This is a genomic window from Cupriavidus sp. GW823-FHT07A04 (genome assembly GCF_058794615.1).
Genome location: NZ_JBXAHA010000009.1, coordinates 107,937 through 133,171, shown reverse-complemented (window position 1 = coordinate 133,171; position 25,235 = coordinate 107,937). Strand labels below are relative to the sequence as shown.

The window sequence follows — 25,235 nt, the reverse complement described above, 5'->3', positions numbered from 1 at the left end:
GTGGCGCCGCCACGTCAGGGGTGGCTTGGCAGCCGGCGTCCAGGCAGGCTGGGCCGGGGTGGTGCGACCCGGGACATATCGACCAGGCGATACATGCGGAAGCGCTCGTCGCGATCGGAGGGGCGCCGGCCTTCCCAGATCAGGCGCCATTCGAAGTGCGAGATGCTGGTGGGCTCGCCGTAGTCGACGGGGTCGTGGCGCAGCAGGACGTCGCAGCCGTCATCCGGGCCGCCAAAGCGGATATGGCCGAAATAGGCAAACGAAGCCAGCTGCGCGTCGCCCATGCGAATCGGCTGCACGCAGTTATACGCCGTGGGCAGCGCCATCGAGGCGGCCTGGGCCACGTCCCGATAGGTCTTGCCGTAGTTGATCGAAGGCATCCACAGCGTCATGGCCAGCACCCACATCAGGGTGGTGCCGGCGGCCGAAATCACCACCGGGCGCCAGATCTGCTTCGGCGCGCGCGACAGGCGCCAGCGCACGATCAGGATCCAGGCTGCCGTCACCAGCAGCGCATAGACGACTGCGCTGACGGTGAAGTCTTGCTGGAAGCCCGGCAGCAGGCGATAGATATTGGCCGCGACGCGCGGAGGCTGGCCCGTCGTCCTGGCGATCCACATGAACCAGACGAAGCCGCCGAAGATGGTGAAGAACAGCAAGGCGAACCAGTCGATCGCGTTGATGGCGGCGCGCGTGAGCGTCGGTAACCCGAACGCGGCAAGCACGGCCATCGGCGGCAGCAGCAGGATGAACTGTACGTCGCCCGGCGCACGCAGCAGAAACAGCAGCAGCAGCGGCGGCAGCAGCATCGCCAGGGGCAGCGCCACATGCGGCGCACGGCGCATGCCCGACCAGCTCAGCCAGGCCCAGCAGGCAATTGGCCACACCGGCCAGGTAAACAGCAGCAGGTTGCGTGCAATGAAGTTGAGCGCAGCGGCGTTCGGCGCGCCATAGGTGCGGCGATCGTAGCGCGACCACTCGCGGATAAAAGTCACGGCATCGTTGTGGTCGGTCGCGCCGAAGTAGGCGGCGGCCATCCAGGCTGCCACCAGCGCCAGTGCCAGCGGCACGCTTGCCAGCAGCACGCGCGGCAGGGGCAGGGGCTTGCAGGCCAGGCCGCAGATGATGACCGACGCCAGCAAGACCAGCGGAATGACTGGCCCGCTGGACAGGGTCAGCGCGCCCAGCCCGACGCCCAGCCAGATGCCACCTTGGATTGGTTTGTCCAGGCTGCGCACCATGCCATACAGGCTCATGGCGACAAAGCAAACCTGCCCAACCTGTGGCGTGGTTTCGTGGCCGCGCATGGCCAGGCCCACGCAGGCCAGGAAGATCAGCAGGGCGCCGTCGGCCAGCGTGCGGCCGTAGTCGCGCGCGTTGGGCTGGCCGCCGAAGACATAGGCGAAAGGCTGGACCTCGGCACGCCGGCCGAGCAGGTAGGTCGCGTACCAGATCAGTGAACAGGTGCCGAAGTAAAAGAGTGCCGTGGCGATGCGCGACGCGTCCGGCGCGCCAAGCCAGCCGCCAAACAGGCGGATCATCAGGGCGCCAACCCAGAACACCAGCGGGCCGTCTTCGCCGTAAGGGCGGCCCACGATATTGGGCATCAGCCAGTCCTGGGTGCCGCCGGTGGCCAGTTGCCACATCACGCCGAAGCCGGCCGCATCCTCGTTTTTCCACGGATCGCGGCCGAACAGGCCAGCCAGGCCGTAAATGATGCAGATGGCCAGCAACAGTGCGCGCGGAAGCGTACCGGTGGCGGCTGCGGTCAGGTGGACACGGGAAGTCTTGGCTGCGCTCATTGATTGGTGGGTCTAGGGGGCCGCCGGGGCGGGGCGCTCCCGGTTAGCTGCGTCCGCAGGGCGCCGGTTGGTGCCGATCGCGCGGAGGCTGCAAAAGCAAAGAGGCAGCCGATGCTGCCTCTTTGCTTGGGTGCGCGGCGCCGGAGCATTTTGTCCGAGGCCATGCAGCGAGCGGGCTCGCGGCGAATTACTTCGCGGTGAGCTTGTTCAGCTTGCTGCCGAACTTCTGACGGAACTTCTCGACGCGGCCGGCCGTGTCCATGATCTTCTGGGTGCCGGTGTAGAACGGGTGCGATTCCGACGACACTTCGATCTTGGCCAGCGGGTATTCCTTGCCGTCGCGGGTGATCGTGTCGCGCGTCTGGATGGTCGAGCGGGTCACAAAGCTGAAGTCGTTCGACACGTCGAGGAATACGACTTCGCGATAATTCGGGTGAATGCCTTCTTTCATGGTGTTTCCTTTCAGGTTGGGTAGCCAGTCCGTTGTTTGCCGTGCTGCTGCTGCTGCCATTGCCAAAAGCGCTAAAAAAAGCGCCAGAAGCTGGATGCGCTGATTGCACTGGCAGCGTTGCGGCGAACGAACCACTTGCCGATAACGGACAATCCGGGATTATCGCAGAAAAACAAAAAGCTGGGCAAGTTTTGAGTGCGCGATGCGCACGGCGGCCGAGGGTGCCGAAAGGTTGATCTTCGATCACATCGAGGCCGGATCCTGACGATAGAACGCCGCGAGCGAATCATAGAGGACCGGCCAGTGCCTGCGAAGGCCGGCCGGCTCGACAAAGAAGGTCTCCGAGGCCACGGCGAAGAACTCGCTCGGCGCCTCGCAGCCATATGGGTCGATCACCCGCAGCGCCGGCGGCAGCCGTTCCGGGTGGTCCCAGGCATGGTCGGACTGCTGCTCGCAGGCGTCCGCGAAGCGGTCGTACTCTGTGAGGAAGGACTCGGCCCATTGCTCTCGGTCGATGCCCGGATGGAGCACGCGTGAGAAGGGCGGCACGCCGTCCGGCTCGCCGTCGAGCATGTCGAGCTTGTGGGCGAACTCGTGGATGACTACGTTGTAGGTGTCATCGGGGTGGTGGGCATGGCGTGCATTCAGTCCGGCGCCGGGCGTCTGCACATCAGGCCAGGAAAGGATGACCGGTCCGTGTTCCCAGGCTTCACCACTGGCTTGCTCGACCACGCCATGCACCAGCCCGATCTCGTCCTCGACGGTGCGGCGGATGACGAATTCGCCGGGGTAGAGCACGATGCCGCGCCAGCCGCGATACCACTCGATGCCCAGCTTGAGAATGGGCACGCAGGCTTGCAGCGCGACGCTCGTCACCATCTCGTCGGTGAGCGGCAGGTCGTGCGCGGTGGAGTATTCCTTGTCGGCGATGAACAGGGTGGCGAGCTCGCGCAAGGCGGCGAGCTCGGCGGCGCCATAGCGCTGCACGAACGGCAGCGTGGCCACCGTGTGCGCCCACAGCGCGTCGGGAATGGCGTAGTGTTCGAGTTTGCGCACGCGCGAGCGCGCACGCAGGAAGTGGCTCAGTCGGCCGAACATGGGACTCCTGCAGGCACAGGGCGGAAATGCAAAAGGGCGCGCCGAGGCGCGCCCTTCCAGTGCATTGCCAGCGCGCGAACCGCAGCGCGCGGCATAGCGAACGATCAGCCGCCTCTGCGCATCATATCGAAAAACTCGGCGTTGTTCTTGGTCGCCTTCATCTTGTCGAGAATGAACTCCATGGCCTGCACTTCATCCATGTCCGAGATGAACTTGCGCAGCACCCAGACCTTTTGCAGGATCTCGGGCTTGATCAGCAGTTCTTCGCGGCGCGTGCCGGACTTGTTCAGGTTGATCGACGGATAGACGCGCTTTTCCGCCAGGCGGCGTTCCAGGTGCACTTCCATGTTGCCGGTGCCCTTGAACTCTTCGTAGATCACGTCGTCCATGCGGCTGCCGGTTTCGATCAGCGCGGTGGCGATGATGGTCAGCGAGCCGCCTTCTTCCAGGTTACGCGCAGCGCCGAAGAAGCGCTTGGGGCGTTGCAGCGCGTTGGCGTCCACACCACCAGTCAGCACCTTGCCCGAGGCCGGCACCACCGTGTTATAGGCACGTGCCAGGCGGGTGATCGAGTCCAGCAGGATCACCACGTCGCGCTTGAGCTCGACCAGGCGCTTGGCCTTTTCGATCACCATTTCAGCGACCTGCACGTGGCGGATGGCGGGTTCGTCGAAGGTCGACGCCACCACTTCACCGCGCACCGAGCGCATCATTTCGGTCACTTCTTCCGGGCGTTCGTCGATCAGCAGCACGAACAGGTCCGCTTCCGGATGGTTGTTCGCAATCGCGTGGGCGATGTGCTGCAGCATCACGGTCTTGCCGGACTTGGGCGAGGACACCAGCAGGGCGCGCTGGCCACGGCCGATCGGCGCGATCATGTCGATGATTCGGCCGGTGATGTTTTCCTCGGCGCGGATTTCGCGCTCCAGCGTCAGCGGCCGGTTCGGGTGCAGCGGCGTCAGGTTCTCGAACATGATGCGGTTCTTGACCGCTTCAGGTGCTTGACCGTTGACCTTGTCCACCTTCACCAGTGCGAAATAGCGCTCGCCGTCCTTGGGGGTCCGTACTTCGCCCTCGATCGTGTCGCCGGTATGCAGGTTGAAGCGGCGGATCTGCGAAGGGCTGATGTAGATGTCGTCCGTGCTTGCCAGGTAGGAGGTCTCGGGCGAGCGCAGGAAGCCGAAGCCGTCCGGCAGGACTTCCAGGGTGCCGTCACCAAAGATGATTTCGCCCAGCTTGGCGCGCTTCTTCAGGATCGCAAACATCAGCTCCTGTTTGCGCATCCGTTGTGCGTTGTCGATCTCGAGGGTCGCGGCCATTTCGAGAAGCGCAGACACGTGAAGCGATTTGAGTTCTGTCAGGTGCATAGACGAGGGGTACAGAGGCGCCCGGACGGGCTGGACCTAAAGGAGGGGGAGGAAATGAGCGAACGCTCGGGGAAGTTGTTGATGCCATCTTAGCACAATCCGGACGGTGCGCCAGGGAAGGCGCACGCACGTCGGATTGTGGCTACACCGGGGGGGCGCCTGATGGCGCCGCGCCCCGGGCCGGCATATTACAGATTGCCGTCGAGGAATGCGGTCAACTGCGACTTGGACAGCGCGCCGACCTTTTGCGCGGCAACCGCGCCATTCTTGAACAGGATCAGCGTGGGGATGCCGCGAATGCCGAACTTGGCCGGCACTTGCTGGTTCTCATCGACGTTGATCTTCGCGATCTGCAGCTTGTCGCCGTAGTCCTTGGCCACTTCGTCCAGGATCGGGGCGATCATCTTGCAAGGACCGCACCATTCTGCCCAGAAGTCGAGCAGGACAGGCTTGTCGGACTGGAGCACGTCTGCGTCGAAGGAGGCGTCGCTCACATACTTGATTTGTTCACTCATGGCGGAAAACCTCTGGTTTCGCTCTGTTTAATTTGAAGGCGGGATTTGCCGAACCGCTACATTACACGAGTTTGCGCATACCTGTAGGCACGCGCCTTACCCGGTGCGGGCTTGTCCCGAGCGACGGGACAGCCACGATTGGCGGGATGTTGCTCATATGTTACCAGTTGATTGGAATTCAATACCCTGCCCATCAACCTCACGGTGCGCTGCCGTACGCGGTGATGAAACCCGCCGATGCGGCGGCGTGTAGCACCATTCTGCCCGCGAAGCCAAGCCTGGTGGGATGATTGTATTAATCGGCGCAAGAGCTTTTATCAATCGGGAGCCGCGCCGAAGCTCGCCGTCAGGTGCCTGATGTGTGACTTATGAGTAACGCCGCCACGGCTTTGATACGCGGCGCGGGGGGGGCTTGAGCAAACGCAATCCAATGCGATGCAAAGGTCGCGCGGCGCCCCCGGGCGCGTAGAATAGAATCATGCGCCCGGCCTCGGCCCGGCGCCTTCCCGCGCAACAGACAAGGCTACAGACCATGACGCCAGACACCCCTTCCAAGCCGGATCCGCAGCAACCCCCCGAAGTGGAACACTTGAGCGACGCGCTGGATCACATCAATGCCGCGGTCGAGCAAGAGAGCATTGCCGGCGGCGCGGCCAAGGGCCTCCTTTACAGCGTCATCGAGACCCTGGGCACGCTGGTGGGCGACCCCGACCTGCCAGAGCACGCACGCTCCGGCTACCAGGGCCTGCTGGAGACCGCGCGCGAAATCCGCTCGCGCCTCGAGGCCGGCAGTCACTGAGGGCTCTCCGGGCTCGCCGGTTATTCCCGCGTCTTTCGCGCATCCCGTGCGCGATGCCCGGCTGCGCGCGCTGACCGCCGTGCGCTTTCTCGCCATGGCATCCGATCCGGCCGTTACTCTCGCTTCATGACCTCGCTGCAATTTCGTCCCGGCCCCGACTTCCTGCCGCAGGCCGCCGCCGCGGCCTGGTATTTCCTCGACCATTGCGGGGAGCAGCAAGCCGCCGCGCATGTGGTGGTGCCCACCGCTGCGCAGATCCCCGGCGTGCGCCAGGCGCTGGATGCCGCCGCGCGCGCGGCCGGCAAGCCGCGGCTGCTGCCGCGGGTCGTCACCATTGGCCACTGGCTGCTCGACTTGCCACCCGACCCGATCCCGGTGCGCAGCCATGCGGCGCGGCTACTGGCCGTGCAGCAGGCCATCCGTGCGCAGGAATGGCTGCGGCGCGCATTTGGCGCGCAGACCGAGGCCGCGGCGTGGGGGCTGGCGCAGACGCTGCTCGCCATCAGCGACGAACTGAGCGCACGCTGGCTCGACGATGACGCCATCCGCGATGAAGATGTCGATGGGGACGATCGCGCGGCCTTGCTGCAGGGCGCGCTGGAGCGGACCTACGCGCATCTGTCCTCCCGCTTCCTCGGAGAGGAAGCCCGCATCGTGATGGCCTTCTGGCAAGCCTTGTCCGGCCCGGACGATCCGCTGCCCGCGCGCCGGCGCGCGCTGCACCGGCTGGCCCAGCACCTGGACGGCCCGGTCATCTGGCTCGGGCCAACGCCGCCCCAGCCGATCGAGGAAGCGTTCCTGCGGCAGGCCGCCGAGCTCGTGCCGGTGATCCGCATCGGCTACGACTGGACCGCGCAGTCCGCGCAGGCGCCGAGCAGCGCGCTCGATGCCGATTTGGGCGATGAGGACGGGGAGCTCGACTGGTACGACACCTTGCTGGCACTGTGGCCCGAGGCGCGGCTGCCTGGCGCGAACGAAGCCGCCGCGCGCCGCGCGCCACGTAGCCTGCCGGCCGAGCGCCCGCGCGTGCGCGTGATCGGCAGCGCGCGCTTCGAGGACGAGGCCGGCGCTGCCGCCGAGCAACTGGTGCAGTGGCTCAACGACGGCCGCCGCCACGTGGCGCTGGTGGCGCACGATCGCGTAGTAGCGCGGCGCGCGCGCGCGTTGCTGGCGCGGGCCGGCGCGCCGGTGCGCGATGAAACCGGCTGGAAGCTCTCGACCACGCGAGCCGCGGCTGCGCTGATGCGATGGTTCGACCTGCTCAACCAGGACGGCGATACCTCGGCCTTGCTCGACCTGCTAAAGAGCCCGTTTTGCCTGCCAGACTTCGCGTTGCGCGGCGAGGCCATTGCCGCGCTGGAGCGGCAGATCCGGCGCGACGGCATCAGCGGTGGCTGGCGCCGCTTGCAGCAGCGCTTCCGTCCTGATACGGCCGACCAGGCCGGCGGCGATAGCAACGCCGGCGACGCCGCGCAAGACGACGCGCGCCGCGCCGCCCGGCAGGCCGCTTGCGAGCTGGTGCAGCACCTTGCGGCCGAAGCCGGCGCGTGGCCGCGCGGCAACGCACAGCACCCGGTCTCGACCTGGCTGGAACGCCTCGATGCCACGCTGGATGTGCTCGGCATGCGCGAGGCATTGTCTGCCGACGATGCGGGCACACAAATGCTCGATGCGCTGGCGCGCCTTGCCGACCTGCCGCAGGACGAGACGGGTGCCGGCGCCACGCTCAATCTCGGCGAATTCCGCTCCATGCTGTCAGCCTTGCTTGAGTCGGTTGCCTACAAGGAGCCTTCGGCCAGCGGCGCCGCGCGCATCACCATCCTGCCGCTTAACGGCGCGCGCATGCGCCGCTTCGATGGGGTCGTGGTGGTGGGGTGCGACGACACGCAGCTTCCCTCCAGCGCGGCCGAGCTGATGTTCTTCTCCAACCAGATGCGGCGCGAGCTCGCACTGGAAGACCGCGAGGTGCGCTTCGCCCAGCAGGCGCGCGACCTGGCCGAGGTCCTGCTGAACAACGACGACGTGGTGCTCACCTGGCAGCGCCTTGGCGCGCGTGGCGAGCCCAAGCATGTGTCGGGCTGGATCGAGCGGCTCAGCGCGCTGTGCTCGCGCGCGGGCGCGCCGATCGAGGCGAGCGCGCTGCCGGTGCTGCACGAGACCTTCGCCGAGGTGGACGGCATGCCCGCGCCCGCGGCATCGGAGCTGGTGCCTGCGCGCTGGAGCGCGCAGGCGTACAACATGCTGCGTCGCTGTCCCTACCAGTTTTTTGCCGGCCGCATGCTCGGGCTGGCGGGGCTGGAAGTCGTCAGCGACGACCTCGAAAAACGCGACATCGGCGAGCTGCTGCACCGCGTGCTGCTGCGTTACCACCGCGAAGCATCGCAGGACGGCTTGCGCCGTGAAGATGCTCGCCTGGCGCGCCTGCGCGAGATTTCCGATCACGAGTTCGGCGCGCTGATGAAGGAAGACGGCAACGCCATCGGCTACTACCGCCGCTGGTGCGAAGTGCTGCCGTCCTACGTGGCATGGCAGGCTGAACGCGAGGCACAGGGATGGTTTTGGGACGATGGCGAGCTCGATGCCACTGTCGACCTGCCCATGCCCGACGGCCAGCCGCTGCGCGTCAATGGCCGCATCGACCGGCTCGATCGCGCGCGCGACGGCAGCCGCGCGGTGCTCGATTACAAGACCCAGACCGTGCTGCGCTTGAAGCGCAAGGTCGGGGACGTGGAAGAGGATTGCCAGTTGCCGTTTTATGGATTGCTGCGCGCCGACGTTGCCGCTGGCAGCTGGGTGGCGCTCGAAGGCGCGAAGGACGGGCCGCCGGCGCCACAGCGCGAAGTGAGCCTGCCTGACTTCGATGCCGCAGTGGCGTGGCTCGAACAACAACTGCGCAGCGACGTGATGCGCCTGCGCCAGGACGCGCCGCTGCCGGCCTTCGGGGACGCCAGCGCATGCACCTACTGCACCGCCCGCGGCCTGTGTCGCAAGGGCTTCTGGGAAAGCACGGCGTTGCCGCCGGGGATCGGAGGCCGCGCATGAGCATCCACGCCTATCTGCGCGATGGCCAGCCGGTGGCCGAGGCCGAGTTCACGCGCGCGGCCTGCGACCCCGCCAGCTCCGTGGTGGTCGAGGCTTGCGCGGGCAGCGGCAAGACCTGGCTGCTGGTGGCGCGCCTGCTGCGCCTGCTGCTGGCCGGCGCGGCGCCGCACGAGATCCTCGCCATCACCTTCACGCGCAAGGCCGCGGAGGAAATGCGCGAGCGCTTGCTGGAAGTGCTGGCGCAGCTCGCGCGCGACGATGACGACGCGGTGATTGCCGCGCTCACGCAGCGCGGGCTGTCGCCCGATGCCGCACGCGCCGCGCTGCCGCGCGCGCGCGGCCTGCATGCACAGGTGCTGGCCGCGCCCGGGCGCATGGCCATCGATACCTTCCACGGCTGGTTTGGCACGCTGCTGCGCGGCGCGCCGCTGGCGTCGGGCATCGTGCCGGGCGCCACGCTGCGCGAAGACGCACTGCGCATGAAGCGCGAGGCCTGGGCGCCGTTCTGGCAGGCCCTGGCCACGCCGCCGTATGCCAACCTGCGCGTCGCCTTCGAGCGGCTGGTGGATGCCATCGGCGAGTTCCAGGCGCGGGCCTTGCTCGACGCCATGTTCCATGCGCGCAGCGAGTGGTTTGCGTTCCGCGAAAGCGCCGATCCCGCCGAGGCGCTCGCCGCGGACCTGGGCGAGGATGCCCAGGTCGACGTGCTGCTGTACGTGCTGGCCGATGACGGCTGGCTTGACGCTTGCCAGGGCATGGCGTCGCAACTGGGCCGGGGCGGCAAGACCGAGCAGGCTCACGCTACGCGCCTGGCCGATGCGATCCTGGCGATCCGCGCTTGGCGCGAGGCGGGCGCCGAAGGGGGCGAGCCCGCCGAGCGCACCTTCGCGATATTGCGCGACGCGTTTTTTACCGCCGCCGGCAAGCCGCGATCGCTACGCGCCACCACGGCGCTGACCAAAGCGCTCGGTGGCGAGGCGATGGTCGATGCGTTCCTCGCCGAGCACGGCGACATGTGCGCCGCGCTGGAGCAGGTCGCGCAACGCCGCTGCGAGGCCGCGGTGCTGGCGGTCAACCTGGCGCTGTATGAACTGGGCGACGCGCTGCTGACGCGCTACCAGCACCACAAGTCCGAGCAGCGCGCGATGGACTTCGCCGACCTCGAATGGCTGGCCGCGCGGCTGATGCGCGACGAAGAGACCGCGACCTACCTGCAAGTCCGGCTCGATGCGCGTTACCGCCACCTGTTGCTCGACGAGTTCCAGGATACCAACCCGTTGCAATGGCGCATCCTGCAGGGCTGGCTGGCCGGCTACGCAGGCCTGGGTGAGCGGCCCACGGTATTCCTGGTGGGCGACCCCAAGCAATCGATCTATCGCTTCCGCCGCGCCGATGCGCGCCTGTTCCAGACCGCCGGCGAGATGCTGCAGTCGGGTTTCGGCGCCACCGTGCTGCGGACCAACCGCACCCGCCGTAACCGCCCGGAAGTGCTCGATTGGGTCAACGCGGTGTTCGACACCGCGCGCGCCGACGGGCGCTATCCGCTGTTCGAGACGCAGACGACCGCACTGGACGAGCCCGGCGGCCCGGTGTGGCTGTTGCCACTGGTCGAGCCCGAGGCAGAGCCGGCACCGCAGGACGACGCGGCTAGCGATGACGATGAAGCCGAGCGGGACCCCGCCATCCACCGCGATACGCTGACGCAGCCGCGCCAGCACGAAGGCGATTCGCTGCGGCTCGAAGAGGGCCGGCGCGTGGCGGCCTGGCTAAAGCATGTCCGCGCCACGGTGCCGGTTGCCGACAGCAATGGCCCGCGGCCCGCGCGCTGGAGCGATGTGCACTTGCTGGTGCGCCGCAAGACGCATCTGGCGGAGTACGAGCGCGCTTTCCGCGAGGCCGGCATTCCCTGCCTGAGCCCGCGCCGCGGCGGTTTGCTGGCTACGCTGGAAGCGCTCGACCTGTCCGCGCTGCTGGCGTTCCTGATGACGCCGGAGTCTGACCTGGACCTGGCCCATGTGCTCAAGAGCCCGCTGGTGGGCGCGACCGACGAGGACCTGATCGCCATCGCGCAGATGGCCCAGGCGCGCGAGCCGCGGCCAGGCTGGTGGGCCTGCCTGCGGGAGCAGGGGCTGCCCGAATTCGGCAGCCCGGCGCTGCGCGATGGCGTCGCGCGCCTGCGCCACTGGCTTGAGGTGGCGCCGCATCGCCCGGTGCATGACCTGATCGACCACATCTACCATGGCGGCGAAGTGCGCCGGCGCTACGCCGAGGCCGCGCCGGCCGAGATCCGCGACCAGGTACTAGCCAACCTCGATGCCTTCCTCAAGCTCTCGCTTGACCTCGATGGCGGGCGCTACCCGAGCCTGCCCAAGTTCATCGACGAGTTGCAGGAAATCCGGCGCGGCGAAGAAGGCGAAAGCCCGGATGAAGGCGGCATGGCCGATAGCGCCGAAGACGCGGAAGGCGAGGCCGATGCCGACGACGCCACCGACAATGCGCAGGACGCGGTCCACATCCTCACCGTGCATGCCGCCAAGGGGCTGGAGGCCCCGTTCGTCGTGCTGCTCGACGCAAATCATAGCGACGCCGCCGCGGATCGGAGCGGCATCCTGATCGACTGGCCGCCGTCCTCAAGCGTGCCGGTGCATTTTTCCGCCTATGGCAAGCGCAGCACGCGCGGGCTCGCTCGCGCGCCGTTGTTCGAGGCTGAGGCCGCCTTGGCCGAACGCGAGAACTGGAACCTGCTCTATGTGGCGATGACGCGCGCGCGCCAGGGCTTGCTGGTGAGCGGTGTCAAGGGGCGCGCATCGCGCAGCGCCGACAGCGCCGAGGGCAACCGCGAGATCGCCGGTAGCTGGTATGCGCGGCTGCTTGCGGCCGGCGTCGGCGTGGAAGTCGAGCCCTTTCCGGCGGCCACCGCGCAGGACGTGGCGGATGCCGCTGCCGGCAGTGATGCATGCGTGCGCTTTACCGATTTTCGCCAGCGTTACCGTGAAGCGGCCGAGAGCCTGGCGCCGGTGCTGGCGTGGGAGGACGAGGAGGCGGGGCAGGGCGCCGCCACGAGCGAGGACGGCGACCACACGATTGTGTTCGATGCCGACGCGGCGCGCCATGGCGAACTGTTGCACGCGCTGCTGGAACGCGTGACGCGCTACCCGGAGGCGTTCGAGGGCTTGCCCACGCCCGAGGTGGTGATGCGCTGGTTCCCGCTGGCAGGAGCCGGTACAGCGCAGGCGCGCACGCTGTGGCGGGACCAGGCGCATGCCGCGGTCGAAGGCGCGCGATTGATGCTGGAGGCGCCGGCATTGCGGCCGTTGCTGTTCCCGCAGGGCGCGCTCAGCGCCCGCAATGAGGTCGAGCTTTACGATGCGCGTGGCCGCCTGCTGCGGATCGACCGCCTGGTGGAGTTTGCCGATCGGGTGGTGATCATCGATTACAAGCTGCGCCTGCTGCCGCAGGAGCACGCGGCCTACGCGCAGCAGCTCGCAGGCTATGTGGCAGCGGTCAGGCCCATGTTCCCCGGGCGGCGGGTCGAGGCCGGCGTGGCCACGGCCGATGGGGAGTGGATTGCGGCGGATGCGCTGCAAACGTCGCGCCAGGGCACGCTGTTCTAGGCGAGTCCATGGATCATGGGAAACGGGAGGGCATTGCGTGGATGCGGATTCAGCGAGGCCCTGCCGAACATTGTGCTATCGGCGGCCTGATGCGCAGACTTGAAGAAAGCGCGATGATGCGAGGGGAGTTACTGCTGGACAGCTGCGGCTGGATAGCTGCGCAATACAGCTAGGGGGATGTTAGGGGGACGAGCCTGACCCTCGGCACTGGCGGAAAACGGCTGTGGCTGCTTCGTTCCCGACCTGACCAGGTTGACCGCGCCACCATGCGAGGAGGCCCGTCCGGTCGGCATTGTAACCCAGAGCGGGCGGGTCCGGCAGTTTTCCGCGAAATTGATAGCGTAAATTGATTGAGTCGCTTGATTGAGCCATGCAACCCAGACACCTGCGAGATCCACGATGAATGCCAAAGACCAGATGCTCCGCGCCACGCTGCCGCCCCAGGACATCTCCACGGAAGTCCTGCTGGAGAAGTACGCCAAGGGTGAGGAGGCGACCGCCGCCGACGTGCGCCAGCGGGTGGCGCGCGCGCTGGCCGAGGCAGAGCCCGAGGCGCAGCGCGCGCAATGGGCCGAGCGCTTCCTGTGGGCACAGGAGCAGGGCTTCGTGCCGGCGGGGCGGATCAACTCGGCGGCCGGCACGCGCATCGAGGCCACGCTGATCAACTGCTTCGTGCAGCCGGTGGGGGACTCAGTTTCCGAGGCGCGTGGCGGCAAGCCGAGCATCTACGCCGCGGTGGCGCAGGCGGCGGAGACCATGCGGCGTGGCGGCGGCGTGGGCTACGACTTCTCCGCGATCCGCCCAGCCGGCGCGCTGGTGAGGGGCACGCACTCGCGCGCTTCGGGGCCCGTGTCGTTCATGAAGGTGTTCGATGCCTCCTGCGCCACGGTGGAATCTGCCGGTTCGCGCCGTGGCGCGCAGATGGGCGTGCTGCGCTGCGACCACCCGGATATCGAGACCTTCATCCACGCCAAGGACCGCGGCGACCTGACCAACTTCAATATCTCGATCGGCGTCAGTGATGACTTCATGCGCGCAGTCGAGGCCGATGGCGAGGTCGAGCTGGTGCACGAGGCCGAGCCCGCGGCGGAAACCATCGCCGCGGGCGCGTACCGGCGCGACGACGGCCAGTGGGCCTATCGCCGCGTGCCGGCTCGCCAGTTGTGGGATCAGGTGATGCAGGCTACCTACGACCATGCGGAGCCCGGCATCTTGTTTCTGTCGCACATCAACGACGACAACAATCTTTATTACTGCGAGCGCATTGAGGCCACCAATCCCTGCGCGGAGCAGCCGCTGCCGTCCTATGGCTGCTGCGACCTCGGCTCGATCGACCTGACCCGTTTCGTGCGCCAGCCCTTCGGCACGGACAGCCGCTTTGATTTCGAAGCCTTCGCCGAGGTGGTGCGGCTGGCGGTGCGCATGCTCGACAACGTGCTCGACGTTACCTACTGGCCGTTGCCGGAGCAGCAGGCCGAGGCGCATGCCAAGCGGCGCATTGGCCTGGGCTTCCTCGGGCTGGGCAGCGCGCTGGTGATGCTGGGCATCCGCTATGACGCCGAGGCGGGGCGCGCGCTGGCTGCGCGCATCGCGCAGACCCTGCGCGACACAGCCTACCTGGCCTCGGCCGGGCTGGCGCGGGAGAAGGGCGCCTTCCCCCTCTTCAAGGCCGAGGCCTACCTGGCCAGCGGCTTCGCGCGGCGCCTGCCGGCGGCGGTGCGTGACGCCATCGGCCGCGACGGCATCCGCAACTCGCACCTGCTGTCGATCGCCCCGACCGGCACCATCACGCTGGCGTTCGCCGACAACGCGTCGAACGGCATCGAGCCCGCTTTCTCGTGGACCTACAACCGCAAGAAGCGCATGGCGGACGATAGCTACAAGGTGTTCGAGGTGGCCGATCATGCCTGGCGCCTTTATCGCCACCTCGGCGGTGATATGGCGCAGTTGCCTGACAGTTTCGTCACGGCGCTGCAGATGTCGGCGCTCGATCATATGAAGATGCTCGAGGCGGTCCAGCCCTATATCGACACCAGCATCAGCAAGACGGTGAACGTGCCGGAGGACTATCCATACGAGGCCTTCCGCAATCTTTACCTGGAAGCCTGGCGCGCGGGGCTGAAGGGGCTTGCCACCTACCGCCCCAATAGCGTGTTGGGCGCGGTGCTGTCGGTGACGCCGCCGCCGGCCGGCGCCCCGGCTGCACCCGCCACCGCCGCTGTGACGGATGACCCGCTGCGCAAGCCATTCGCGAGCCGGCCCGTGGGTGACCTCGAAGGTGTGACGTCCAAGGTCGAGTACATGACTTACGAGGGGCACAAGACGGTCTACCTGACGGTCAATTTCATGCGTGTGGCCGGCCAGCTCGATGGCAAGCCGGTGGCCGTGGAGCGTCCGGTGGAGTTTTTCATGCCGGCCGGGCAACGCAACGACGGCCAGCAGTGGATCACGTCCACCATGCGGCTGCTGTCGATGGTGGCGCGTTCCGGGGGCTCGATCGCCAAGGCATTGGCCGATATGCGCAATGTTGTATGGGATAAAGGCACGGTGCGCTATGGCATGCTGGCGCGCCAGGACGGCACCGAGGTGCCGCGCTTCCACGATTCCGAGGTGGCGGCGATCGGGTATGCCCTGCAGCGCATCCTGATCAAGCGGGGTTTCCTCGATGCGGAGGGCATCCAAGTGCCGGTGGCGGCGCTTGCGGCCCGCCTGGCCGGGCTGGAAGGGCCAGGCGGGGGTGCCGTTGACAGTGGTGGCGCGGCCCCGGCAACGGGTGGCGCTGGCATGCCGGCCGCCGGGATGGGGCTGCGCTCGGGCAAGCCATGCCCGGAGTGCGGTGCCCATGCCCTGCATAAGGTCGATGGCTGCGCCAAGTGCGCCAACTGCGGGTATGTCGGGGAATGTGGCTAGGGGCCTGGGGCGCAGGGCAACGCACCTGGCCACCATGTGAAGCGGGCGTGAATCCCGCCTGAAGGACGGCTGCCTTTTGCTACAATCGCCGCCATGAGTTATCAAGTGCTAGCGCGCAAATGGCGCCCCCGGGATTTCACCACGCTGGTCGGCCAGGAGCACGTGGTCCGCGCGCTCACGCACGCGCTGGAACAACAGCGGCTGCACCATGCCTACCTGTTTACCGGTACGCGGGGCGTCGGCAAGACCACCTTGTCCCGGATTCTCGCCAAGGCGCTGAATTGCATCGGGCCGGATGGCACGGGCGACATCACCGCGCAACCTTGCGGGGTGTGCAAGGCCTGCACCGAGATCGATAGCGGGCGTTTCGTCGACTATATCGAGATGGACGCGGCCTCCAACCGCGGTGTCGATGAAATGGCGTCGCTGCTGGACAAGGCGGTGTACGCGCCCACGGCGGGGCGCTTCAAGGTCTACATGATCGACGAAGTGCACATGCTGACCAACCACGCCTTCAACGCCATGCTGAAGACGCTGGAAGAGCCGCCCGCGCACGTCAAGTTCATCCTGGCCACCACCGATCCGCAGAAGATCCCGGTCACGGTGCTGTCGCGCTGCCTGCAATTCAACCTCAAGCAGATGCCGCCGGGCCATATCGTCAGCCACCTCGACCACGTGCTGGGCGAGGAGGGCATCGTGCGCGAGCCCAATGCGCTGCGCCTGCTGGCCCAGGCCGCCCACGGTTCGATGCGCGACGCGCTGTCGCTGACCGATCAGGCCATTGCCTACAGCGCCGGCCAGGTATCCGAGGCCGCCGTGCGCGGCATGCTGGGCGCGATCGATCAGAGCTACCTGGTGCAGTTGCTGGATGCGCTGGCCGCCGAAGACGGCCCCGCCATGCTGGCGGTGGCGGACGGCATGGCGGATCGCAGCCTGTCGTTTGCCGGCGCCTTGCAGGACCTGGCCTCGCTGCTGCACAAGATCGCGCTGGCGCAGGCGGTGCCCGCCTCGGTCCAGGAAGAATGGCCGGAAGCCGCCGAAGTGCGCCGCTTTGCCGCCGCCTTCGATGCGCAGGAAGTGCAGTTGTTCTACCAGATCGCCAACCTTGGCCGCAGTGAGCTGGCGCTGGCGCCCGACGAGTACGCGGGCTTCACCATGACGCTGCTGCGCATGCTGGCGTTCCGCCCGTCGGCCAGCCCCACACCTGCGGTGGCGCAGGGTGGCGGCCAACAGGCGCCGCGCGCACGCGGTGGCGCTGCGCCGGTGGCCCGGGTTGCGGCAGATGCGGCCGCAGCCAGCGCCGCCGTGGCGCCTGTTGCTCCGAGCTTGCGTGCGGCCGCGCCGATGCCGGCCGGCGATCCCGCGCCAGTCCAGGCACAACAGCCAGTGTCGGCCCCGACGCCGGCAGCACCCGCAAGGACGCTGAGCCCGGCTCCGGCAGCTGTCGCGCCGGCAGCCGCTCCCGCCGCCGGGGCGCCGATGTCGCCGGCCCGTGCGGCGCTGGCCGCGGCGCGCCTGGCCTCCGCCGCGCGCGCAGGGGGCAGCCCGCGCACGCCGCCGCCTGCAGCCGTAGCTGCTGCTGCGCCAGCTGCGCGCCCGCCCTCGGCCCAGCCCTTGCGTCCGCCCGGCCCACCCGCTGCGGTGTCGAGGCCGGCGGCCCCGATGCCTGCCGCCCAGGCCGCAGCCCCTTCGCGCCGGGAGCCTGCGCCCGCGCGGCAAGCCGCCGCGGATGCGCGCGATGTCCGCGACAGCGGCCCGAGCGACGACGTCCCGCCGTGGGAGCACGCAGGCAGCAGCGACGTGCCGCCCTGGGAAGACCTCCCGCCCGACCTGCCCGTGATCGGGCCGTACGACAGCGATCCCGAGCCGATGCCCTCGCGCCAGGCCGCGCCCCGGCGCGAACCTGCCCCGCGCGCCGCACCGCCTGCTCCCGCTGCCGTGCAAGCTGCCCCGGCCGAACCCGTGGCTCCGGTGCGGCTCACGCCGCCTAAGCCGCCGGTGGCCGGCGAAGATGGCACGCCGCCGGTGTTTACCGGCGCGTGGCCGGCACTGGCTGCCAGCCTGCCGCTCAAGGGCCTTGCGCAGCAACTGGCCTACCAGAGCGAGCTTGTCCAGGTCGTGGGCCGTACCTTCCACCTGCGCGCGCCGGTGGCGCCCATTACCGAGGCCGGCGTCGTCGAGCGCCTGCAGCAGACGCTGGCCGAGCACCTCGGCACCGACGTGCGGGTGCAGTGCGAGATTGGCGCGGTAGCCGATACCGCCGCCGCCGCGGATGCGCAGGCTCGCGCGGAGCGCCAGCGCGAAGCCGAGGCCACCATCGAAGGGGATCCCTTCGTGCAGGGTCTGCTGCGCGAGTTCGGTGGCACGATCCTGGAGGGATCGATCCAGCCGCGCGCCGCCTGACCTCTTATTTTTGCCAGGCTGCCGGCGCCCATGACGCGCGGCGGCCCGTAACTTCTATCCAAACGCTAATCAGGAGCACTCCATGATGAAGGGCCAACTGGCCGGGCTGATGAAGCAAGCCCAGCAGATGCAGGAAAACATGAAGAAGATGCAGGAGCAGCTTGCCCTGATCGAGGTCGAGGGCCAGTCCGGCGCCGGCCTGGTCAAGGTGGTGATGACCTGCAAGAACGATGTCAAGCGCGTCTCCATCGACCCCAGCCTGCTTGCCGAAGGCGAAGACAAGGAACTGCTGGAAGACCTGGTCGCCGCTGCGTTCAACGACGCCGTGCGCAAGGCCGAGGCCACCTCGCAGGAAAAGATGGGCTCGATGACCTCCGGCCTGCCGTTGCCCCCGGGCTTCAAGCTGCCGTTCTGAGCCTGACACGGAGCCCGCATGATTCTCGAATCCGCAGTGCTGCCGGTGCGCCCCGGCCAGGAAGCCGCCTTTGAAGCGGCCTTCGGGCAGGCGCGTCATATCATCGCGGGCATGCCGGGCTTTCTTGGGCTTGAGTTGCATCGCGGCATCGAGCAGCCGTCGGAGTACCTGCTGACAGTGCGCTGGCGCACGCTGGAAGACCACACCGAGGGTTTCCGCGGCTCGCCCGAGTACCAGCAGTGGAAAGCCTTGCTGCATCATTTCTATGAGCCGTTTCCCACCGTGCTGCATCACTTGCCGGTGGTGAGCATGGCGGCGTCCGGGGGGGCGGCATGAAGGGCGCCCCCCCGACGTCGCTGCAGGCGCTGATCGAGGCGTTGCGGGTCTTGCCGGGCGTGGGGCCGAAGTCGGCCCAGCGCATGGCTTACCACCTGCTGCAGCACGACCGCGAAGGTGCCCGCAAGCTGGGCGACGCCTTGCGCGGCGCGGCCGACGGCATCAAGCATTGCTCGCGCTGCAATACCTTCACCGAGCAGGAAATCTGCGCGACCTGCCTGGACCAGCGGCGCGACGCCTCGCTGCTGTGCGTGGTGGAGACGCCGTCCGACCAGATCATGATCGAGCAGACGCTGACCTATCGCGGCCAGTATTTTGTGCTGATGGGCCGGCTCTCTCCGCTCGACGGCATCGGCCCGCGCGAAATCCACCTGGACCGGTTGCTGGCGCGCGCCACCGACCCCGCCATGGGCGGCCCGGTGACGGAGGTGATCGTCGCCACCAATTTCACGAGCGAAGGCGAGGCCACGGCGCACTATGTTGGGGAGATGCTGAAGGCGCGCGGCCTCAAGGTGTCGCGCCTGGCGCGCGGCGTGCCGGTGGGCGGCGAACTCGAATACGTCGATGCCGGCACCATTGCCCGCGCGGTGATGGACCGGCGCGCGGTGTAGCCGTGCCCGGTCGTATTGCCATGCCTGGGTCCGTGCGCGGGGCCACAACCGCATGAATCTCGCCCGTTTCGACCTTGTCACACTTGGCCTGTTCGTGGCCGTGGCCCGCCAGGGCAGCATTTCCGCCGGCGCGCGCCAGTCTCACCTGGCGGTGGCGGCGGCCAGCAAGCGCATTTCCGACCTGGAGGCCGCCGTTGGCGCGCCGCTGTTCTTTCGCCACGCGGCCGGGGTGCAGCTGACCGAGGCCGGGCAGGCCTGCTTCCACCATGCGCTGACCATCCTGCAGGACGTGGAGCGCATGGCCGGCGTGATGTCGGACTACGCCAGCGGCGTGCGTGGCCAGGTGCGCGTGTGCGCCAATACCTCGGCCATCACGCAGTTCCTGCCCGACGACCTGGCGACCTTCATGGCGCTGCATCCCACCATCCGCATCGAGCTCGAAGAGCAGAACAGCAGCGAGATCGTGGCCGCGCTGGTGGAAAACCGCGCGGACGTGGGCATCTTTGCCGACCGCACGCCCAGCGCGGGCCTGGTCACGGTGGAGTACCGGCAGGACGAACTGGTGCTGGTCACGCCGCCGGGCCATCCGCTGTCGGAGCGCGGGCCCGTGCGCTATGCGGACACGCTGGAATACGACTTCGTCAGTTTGCCGCAGGTCACCTCGCTGGCGGCTCGCCTGCTGGAGGAAAGCAGCCGGCTGGACCGGCCTTTCCGCCTGCGCATCCAGGTGCGCAGCTTCGACGCCATGTGCCGCATGGTGATGGCGGGGCTGGGCGTGGGCGTGCTGCCGCGCATCGCGGCCGAGCCGCACGTGCAGTCGATGGGGTTGTCGCTGGTGGGGCTGCAGGATGCGTGGGCACGCCGCACGCTGCTGATCGGCATGCGTGACCCTGCGGCGCTGACGGTGTCGGCGCGGCTGCTCATTACCCATCTCTGCGGCGACCGCGCGCCGTTCTGACGCCCTTGGGCTTCAACGTGGCTCGTTCGGGGCTTTCGCGTTCCGAGAAGGCCCGCTTCTCCGAATGCCGATTCCGCCAGCCGCCCGGCTGGGGCACACTGCGTCGAAACAAGGCGTGCTGCCAGCCGCACCGGCCGCACTAGCCGCGGCGCTTCCCATCGGCACACGCCCGCTGTAACCCACACCGCACGGAGACACCCCCACCATGGCGCGACAGATCCTTGAAGGCATTCGGGTCCTCGAACTCGGGCAACTGATTGCCGGCCCCTTCGCCGCCAAGACCCTCGCCGATTTCGGCGCTCACGTGGTCAAGGTGGAGCCGCCCGGACAGGGCGACCCGCTGCGCAAATGGCGCATGCTTTACGAGGACACCTCTGTCTGGTGGGAAGCGCAATCGCGCAACAAGCAATCCATCTGCATCGACCTGCGCATTCCGGAAGGGCAGGCCGTGGTGCGCAAGCTGGCCGCCGAGGCCGACGTGCTGATCGAGAACTTCCGCCCGGGCACCATGGAAAAATGGGGCCTGGGCTATGAAGCGCTGCGCGCGGAAAACCCCGGCCTGATCATGGTGCGCGTGTCCGGCTACGGCCAGACCGGCCCGAAGAAGGACGAGCCGGGCTTTGCCGCGGTGGCCGAGGCCATGGGCGGCCTGCGCTACCTCACGGGCGAGCCGGGCCGTGCGCCGGTGCGCGCCGGTCTGTCGCTAGGCGACACCATTGCCGGGCTGCATGGCGCGCTCGGCGTGCTGCTGGCGCTGTACGAACGCGATGCGCGCGGCGGTGAAGGGCAGGTGATCGACGTGGCGCTGTACGAGTCGCTGTTCAACCTGAGCGAAAGCCTGCTGCCGGAGTATTCGGCGTTTGGTGCCGTGCGCCAGCCGGCTGGCGGCGCCTTGCCCGGCATCGCGCCGTCCAACGCCTATCCCTGCGCCAGTGGCGAGTACGTGCTGGTGGCCGCCAACGGAGACGCCATTTTCAAGCGCCTGATGCACGCGATCGGCCGCGCCGACCTGGGCGACGACCCGGCGCTCGTGCGCAACGACGGGCGCGTGAAACGCGTCGACGAGATCGATGCCGCCATCACGGCGTGGACCCGCACGCAAAGCGTGGAAGACGCGCTGGTGGTGCTCAAGCAGGCCGAAGTGCCATCCGGGCGCATCTACACCGTCAAGGACATCTCGGAAGACCCGCACTACCGTGCGCGCGGCGTGATCGAGAGCGTGACCGCGGCCAGCGGCCTGACCGTCGAAGTGCCGGGCATCATGCCCAAGCTTTCGGCCAGCCCGGGCGCCATCCACGACCGTGCGCCCACGTTGGGCGAACACACCGACAGCGTGCTGGAGGCGGCCGGCTTCGACGCTGCCACCATCGCTGACATGCGCGCACGCGGGGTGGTGGCATGAGCGCGTCATCCATGCTGCGCGGCCCGGCCCGCATCGAGATCAACGAAGTCGCACCGCGCGACGGCCTGCAGATCGAGCCGGCCGTGGTGCCCACCGATGCCAAGGTCGCCTTCCTCGACGCCTTGTCCGCCTGTGGCTTTGCCCGCATCGAAGCCACGTCATTTACCTCGGCCAAGGCCATCCCCGCTTTGGCCGATGCCGAGGCGGTCATGCACCGCATGCAGCGCGGCGCGGACGTGCGCTACACCGCGCTGGTGCCGAACCTGCGCGGCCTGGAGCGCGCGTTGTCGTGCCGGCCCGATGAGCTCAACCTGGTGATGTCGGCCAGCGAGACGCATAACCGCGCCAACCTGCGCATGACGCGCGCCCAGTCGCAAGCGCAGTTGCTGGCAATGATCGAGGCGGCTAACGCGGCGGTTGTGCCGGTCAATGTTTCGCTGTCCACCGTGTTCGGCTGCCCCTTCGAGGGCGAGGTCGATGCCGATGCCGTGATGGCGCTGGCCGAGTCCTTCGCCCATGCCGGCGCGGCAGGTATCACGCTGTGCGACACCACCGGCATGGCGTATCCCACGCAGGTGGCGGCGCTGTGCGAGCGTTTCCAGCGAAGCCTGCCGCAGGCGGGCCTCACCATTCACCTGCATAACACCCGCGGGATGGGCCTGGCCAACGCGTTGGCCGCCTGGCAGACGGGCGTGACCCGCTTCGACGCCGCTGCCGGCGGCCTCGGTGGTTGCCCCTTTGCGCCCGGCGCCAGCGGCAACGTCAGCACCGAAGAGCTGGTGCATATGTTCGATGCCATGGGCGTGGACACCGGCGTGGACCTGGCGCGCCTGCTCGACGTGGTGGCTGGCTTGCCCGCGCTGGTCCAGCGTGACACCGCCAGCCAGTTGCTTCGCGCGGGCACGCGCCTGCGCACGCACCAGCCGCCGGCCTGGCTGGCCGAGCATTTCGCCGGGCAGGGCTGATGCTAGGGCTGACACCAGGGCTGATGCTAGGGCTGACAGCGGGCCCGCCGCAAGAATCCCGAAGGACGGGTGCGCACCGCACGGCGAGGGCCGGCGGGCGCTGAACAGAAAACCAAGATCAACAAGCACCAAGCAGGAGACACTTCATGCCTCGCAATCCGGCATCTGCCATCGCACGTCCCCAATCTTCCCTGTGCGCATCCGGCGCGCGCCGCAAGACGCTCGCCGCCGCCGTGGCGCTGGCTGCCGCCGGCCTGGCCGGCACGGCCGCATGGGCGCAGGACGGCGCCTACCCGACGCGCCCGGTCACGCTGGTGGTGTCCGCCGCTGCCGGCGGCACGACCGACCTGGCCGCGCGCATGATCTCCGAGCCCCTGTCCAAGGCCCTGGGCCAGCCGGTGGTCGTGGACAACCGCCCCGGTGGCTCGGGCGGCATTGCCGCGCAGACGGTGGCGCGCGCCAAGCCGGACGGCTACACCCTGATGGTGCAGTACTCGGGCTACCAGGTCATCTCGCCGCTGCTGATGAAGAACGCGTGGGACCCGGTGAAGGACTTCGCGCCGGTCGCCAACATCCTCTCGGCCCCGCAGGTGCTGGTGGTGCGCCCGAGTTTGCCGGTGAAGACGCTCAAGGAGCTGGTGGCCTATGCCAAGGCCAACCCCAACAAGCTCAACTACGCCTCGTCGGGCAACGGCTCCCTGCAGCATGTCTCCACCGAGCTGCTGAACCAGATGGCCGGCATCCAGATCACCCATGTCCCGTACAAAGGCACCGGCCCGGCCATGACCGACCTGCTGGGCGGCTCGGTGGATCTCACCATCACCACGCCGCCGCCCCTGATGGGGCATATCGCGGGCGGCAAGCTGCGAGCGCTGGTGGTCACCAGCAAGCAGCGCCTGCCGAGCCTGAAGGACGTGCCCTCCGCGCCGGAAGCGGGCTACCCCGATCTCGATGTGTCGTCCTGGTTCGCCATGTACGCGCCGGCCGGCACGCCCAAGCCGATCATCGACAAGCTCGCCGGCGAGATCGAGCGCATCATGCAGACCGAGGCCTTCCGCAAGAAGGCGGAAGAGCTCGGCGCCGAGGCGAAGTTCATGGGCCCGCAGCAACTCGCGACCTATCAGCGCAACGAGCTGGTCCGCTGGGCCAAGGTCATCAAGGCGGCCGATATCCACGCGGAATGATGCCTGTGCCCTGGGGCCGGTAGTAAGCCGGCCGAAAGGCGCAGCCTGTATCTTCGATGCCCACACGCTGGTGCGGATGCCGGCGTGGCATAGGTGTTGATCCCGATGCGGCCCTTTGCGGCATCGGCTAGCATCGCAACTTGCCGCTACGCGGCACGACGCAAGCCGTAGCACAAGCGGCATGCATCAGCGCGAGAGCTGCAGTTGACGGGTAATCAGGTAGGAGAGAGAAATGTATAACAAGAAATTCTGGAAGCAGGCGCTGCTCGCGCTGGCGCTGTTCCTTGCGGGCTGGTTCACCTTTGGCGGCTACGCCCAGGCACAGGGCAAGCCCGAGAAGACCAAGGTCACCATCGCCGTGGGCGGCAAGAACCTGTTCTACTACCTGCCGCTGACCATTGCCGAGCGCCTCGGCTACTTCAAGGATGAAGGGCTCGACGTCGAGATCGTCGACTTCGCCGGCGGTGCCAAGGCGCTGCAGGCCGTGGTGGGCGGCAGCGCCGATGTGGTTTCCGGCGCCTACGAGCACACTATCAACCTGCAGGCCAAGGGCCAGCAGTACCAGGAATTCGTGCTGCAGGGCCGCGCCCCGCAGATCGTGCTGGTGGTCTCCAACAAGACCATGCCCAACTTCAAGTCGGTGGCCGACCTCAAGGGCAAGAAGATCGGCGTGACCGCGCCGGGATCCTCCACCAACATGATGGCCAACTTCGTGCTGGCAAAGGCGGGCCTGAAGGCATCGGACGTCTCCTTCATCGGTGTCGGCGCCAGCGCTGGCGCGGTGGCGGCCATGCGCTCCGGCCAGATCGACGCGATGGCCAACCTCGATCCGGTGGTGTCGATGCTGACCCAGAAGAATGAAGTGCACATCGCCTCTGACACCCGCACGCTCAAGGACACCCAGGCTGTCTTCGGCGGCAATATGCCGTCGGGTTGCCTGTACGCGTCCACCGCCTTTATCCAGCAGAACCCGAACACCACGCAGGCCATGACCAACGCCATGGTGCGCGCGCTCAAGTGGCTGCAGAAGGCTGGCCCGTCGGACATCGTCAAGACCGTGCCGGAAAGCTACCTGCTGGGCGACCGCGCGCTGTACCTGTCCGCCTGGGAAAAGGTCAAGGAAGCCATCTCGCCGGACGGCACCATGCCGGCCGACGGTCCCAAGACCGCGCTCAACACGCTGCAACAGTTCGACCCGGACCTGAAGGGCAAGACCATCAAGCTGGAAAACACCTTCACCAACACCTTCGTGCAGAAGGCGAACGCCAAGTACAAGTAAGGCATCGCCCGCGCCCAGGGTGCCGGCGGCCCGCTGCGTGCAGCGGGCCTTTGCATTGGCGCACCGGATGCCATGCATGGCATC

18 protein-coding genes and 1 other RNA gene are annotated in these 25,235 nt (G+C 67.8%); 13 read left to right on the top strand and 6 right to left on the bottom strand.

The features are described 5' to 3' along the window. Positions 1 to 14 precede the first annotated feature (14 nt). The 5 genes from AC1Q7Q_RS17155 to trxA all read right to left on the bottom strand — a co-directional run bounded on the left by AC1Q7Q_RS17155 (position 15) and on the right by trxA (position 5,233). Positions 15 to 1,802, bottom strand: coding sequence for an ArnT family glycosyltransferase (locus AC1Q7Q_RS17155; RefSeq protein WP_492373883.1), 1,788 nt, complete (start codon positions 1,800 to 1,802; stop codon positions 15 to 17). Between the two features lie 187 nt (positions 1,803 to 1,989). Beyond that, a complete protein-coding gene (locus AC1Q7Q_RS17150) occupies positions 1,990 to 2,253 on the bottom strand; it encodes a type B 50S ribosomal protein L31 (RefSeq protein ID WP_006157720.1) in 264 nt (87 codons plus the stop codon). A gap of 243 nt (positions 2,254 to 2,496) precedes the next feature. Then, positions 2,497 to 3,351 (bottom strand): M90 family metallopeptidase, encoded by an 855-nt coding sequence (locus AC1Q7Q_RS17145; protein WP_492373882.1) that lies wholly within the window; start codon positions 3,349 to 3,351, stop codon positions 2,497 to 2,499. 104 nt (positions 3,352 to 3,455) lie between these two features. Continuing rightward, the gene (gene rho, locus AC1Q7Q_RS17140) at positions 3,456 to 4,718 is read right to left on the bottom strand and encodes a transcription termination factor Rho (RefSeq protein WP_043347534.1); all 1,263 of its coding nucleotides are present in this window, start codon (positions 4,716 to 4,718) and stop codon (positions 3,456 to 3,458) included. Positions 4,719 to 4,906: 188 nt separating this feature from the next. After that, on the bottom strand, positions 4,907 to 5,233 hold the full coding sequence (trxA, locus tag AC1Q7Q_RS17135; RefSeq protein ID WP_010814265.1) for a thioredoxin TrxA: 327 nt from the start codon (positions 5,231 to 5,233) through the stop codon (positions 4,907 to 4,909). Between the two features lie 532 nt (positions 5,234 to 5,765). Here trxA and AC1Q7Q_RS17130 point away from each other — a divergent pair. From AC1Q7Q_RS17130 to AC1Q7Q_RS17120, 3 genes are all read left to right on the top strand, one after another. Continuing rightward, the gene (locus AC1Q7Q_RS17130) at positions 5,766 to 6,032 is read left to right on the top strand and encodes a hypothetical protein (protein WP_150983336.1); all 267 of its coding nucleotides are present in this window, start codon (positions 5,766 to 5,768) and stop codon (positions 6,030 to 6,032) included. A gap of 126 nt (positions 6,033 to 6,158) precedes the next feature. Next, entirely contained in the window at positions 6,159 to 9,074 is a 2,916-nt protein-coding gene (locus tag AC1Q7Q_RS17125; protein ID WP_492373881.1) for a PD-(D/E)XK nuclease family protein, read from the top strand. Continuing rightward, on the top strand, positions 9,071 to 12,688 hold the full coding sequence (locus tag AC1Q7Q_RS17120; protein WP_492373880.1) for a UvrD-helicase domain-containing protein: 3,618 nt from the start codon (positions 9,071 to 9,073) through the stop codon (positions 12,686 to 12,688). Before AC1Q7Q_RS17125 ends, AC1Q7Q_RS17120 begins: the two co-directional genes overlap by 4 nt. A gap of 184 nt (positions 12,689 to 12,872) precedes the next feature. Here AC1Q7Q_RS17120 and ffs read toward each other — a convergent pair. After that, positions 12,873 to 12,971: signal recognition particle sRNA small type (ffs, locus tag AC1Q7Q_RS17115), an RNA gene on the bottom strand. A gap of 116 nt (positions 12,972 to 13,087) precedes the next feature. Here ffs and AC1Q7Q_RS17110 point away from each other — a divergent pair. The 10 genes from AC1Q7Q_RS17110 (at position 13,088) to AC1Q7Q_RS17065 (ending at position 25,151) form a co-directional block, all read left to right on the top strand. Beyond that, on the top strand, positions 13,088 to 15,598 hold the full coding sequence (locus AC1Q7Q_RS17110; RefSeq protein ID WP_492373879.1) for an adenosylcobalamin-dependent ribonucleoside-diphosphate reductase: 2,511 nt from the start codon (positions 13,088 to 13,090) through the stop codon (positions 15,596 to 15,598). Positions 15,599 to 15,691: 93 nt separating this feature from the next. Next, positions 15,692 to 18,001: a DNA polymerase III subunit gamma/tau gene (locus tag AC1Q7Q_RS17105; RefSeq protein WP_492387188.1), complete on the top strand. Its 2,310-nt coding sequence runs from the start codon at positions 15,692 to 15,694 to the stop codon at positions 17,999 to 18,001. An 82-nt stretch (positions 18,002 to 18,083) separates the two neighbouring features. Beyond that, on the top strand, positions 18,084 to 18,416 hold the full coding sequence (locus AC1Q7Q_RS17100; protein WP_006157727.1) for a YbaB/EbfC family nucleoid-associated protein: 333 nt from the start codon (positions 18,084 to 18,086) through the stop codon (positions 18,414 to 18,416). An 18-nt stretch (positions 18,417 to 18,434) separates the two neighbouring features. After that, positions 18,435 to 18,752, top strand: a complete 318-nt coding sequence (locus AC1Q7Q_RS17095; RefSeq protein WP_174423318.1) for an antibiotic biosynthesis monooxygenase family protein — start codon at positions 18,435 to 18,437, stop codon at positions 18,750 to 18,752. Continuing rightward, on the top strand, positions 18,749 to 19,363 hold the full coding sequence (gene recR, locus AC1Q7Q_RS17090; protein ID WP_492372447.1) for a recombination mediator RecR: 615 nt from the start codon (positions 18,749 to 18,751) through the stop codon (positions 19,361 to 19,363). The genes AC1Q7Q_RS17095 and recR overlap by 4 nt, the downstream gene beginning before the upstream one ends. A gap of 52 nt (positions 19,364 to 19,415) precedes the next feature. Further along, entirely contained in the window at positions 19,416 to 20,321 is a 906-nt protein-coding gene (locus tag AC1Q7Q_RS17085; RefSeq protein WP_492372446.1) for a LysR family transcriptional regulator, read from the top strand. A gap of 205 nt (positions 20,322 to 20,526) precedes the next feature. Beyond that, positions 20,527 to 21,723 (top strand): CaiB/BaiF CoA transferase family protein, encoded by a 1,197-nt coding sequence (locus tag AC1Q7Q_RS17080; protein ID WP_492372445.1) that lies wholly within the window; start codon positions 20,527 to 20,529, stop codon positions 21,721 to 21,723. Continuing rightward, on the top strand, positions 21,720 to 22,688 hold the full coding sequence (locus AC1Q7Q_RS17075) for a hydroxymethylglutaryl-CoA lyase (protein ID WP_492372444.1): 969 nt from the start codon (positions 21,720 to 21,722) through the stop codon (positions 22,686 to 22,688). The genes AC1Q7Q_RS17080 and AC1Q7Q_RS17075 overlap by 4 nt, the downstream gene beginning before the upstream one ends. Positions 22,689 to 22,834: 146 nt before the next feature. Then, positions 22,835 to 23,872, top strand: a complete 1,038-nt coding sequence (locus tag AC1Q7Q_RS17070; RefSeq protein ID WP_416049079.1) for a Bug family tripartite tricarboxylate transporter substrate binding protein — start codon at positions 22,835 to 22,837, stop codon at positions 23,870 to 23,872. A gap of 232 nt (positions 23,873 to 24,104) precedes the next feature. Continuing rightward, positions 24,105 to 25,151, top strand: a complete 1,047-nt coding sequence (locus tag AC1Q7Q_RS17065) for an ABC transporter substrate-binding protein (RefSeq protein WP_150993111.1) — start codon at positions 24,105 to 24,107, stop codon at positions 25,149 to 25,151. Positions 25,152 to 25,235 lie beyond the last annotated feature (84 nt).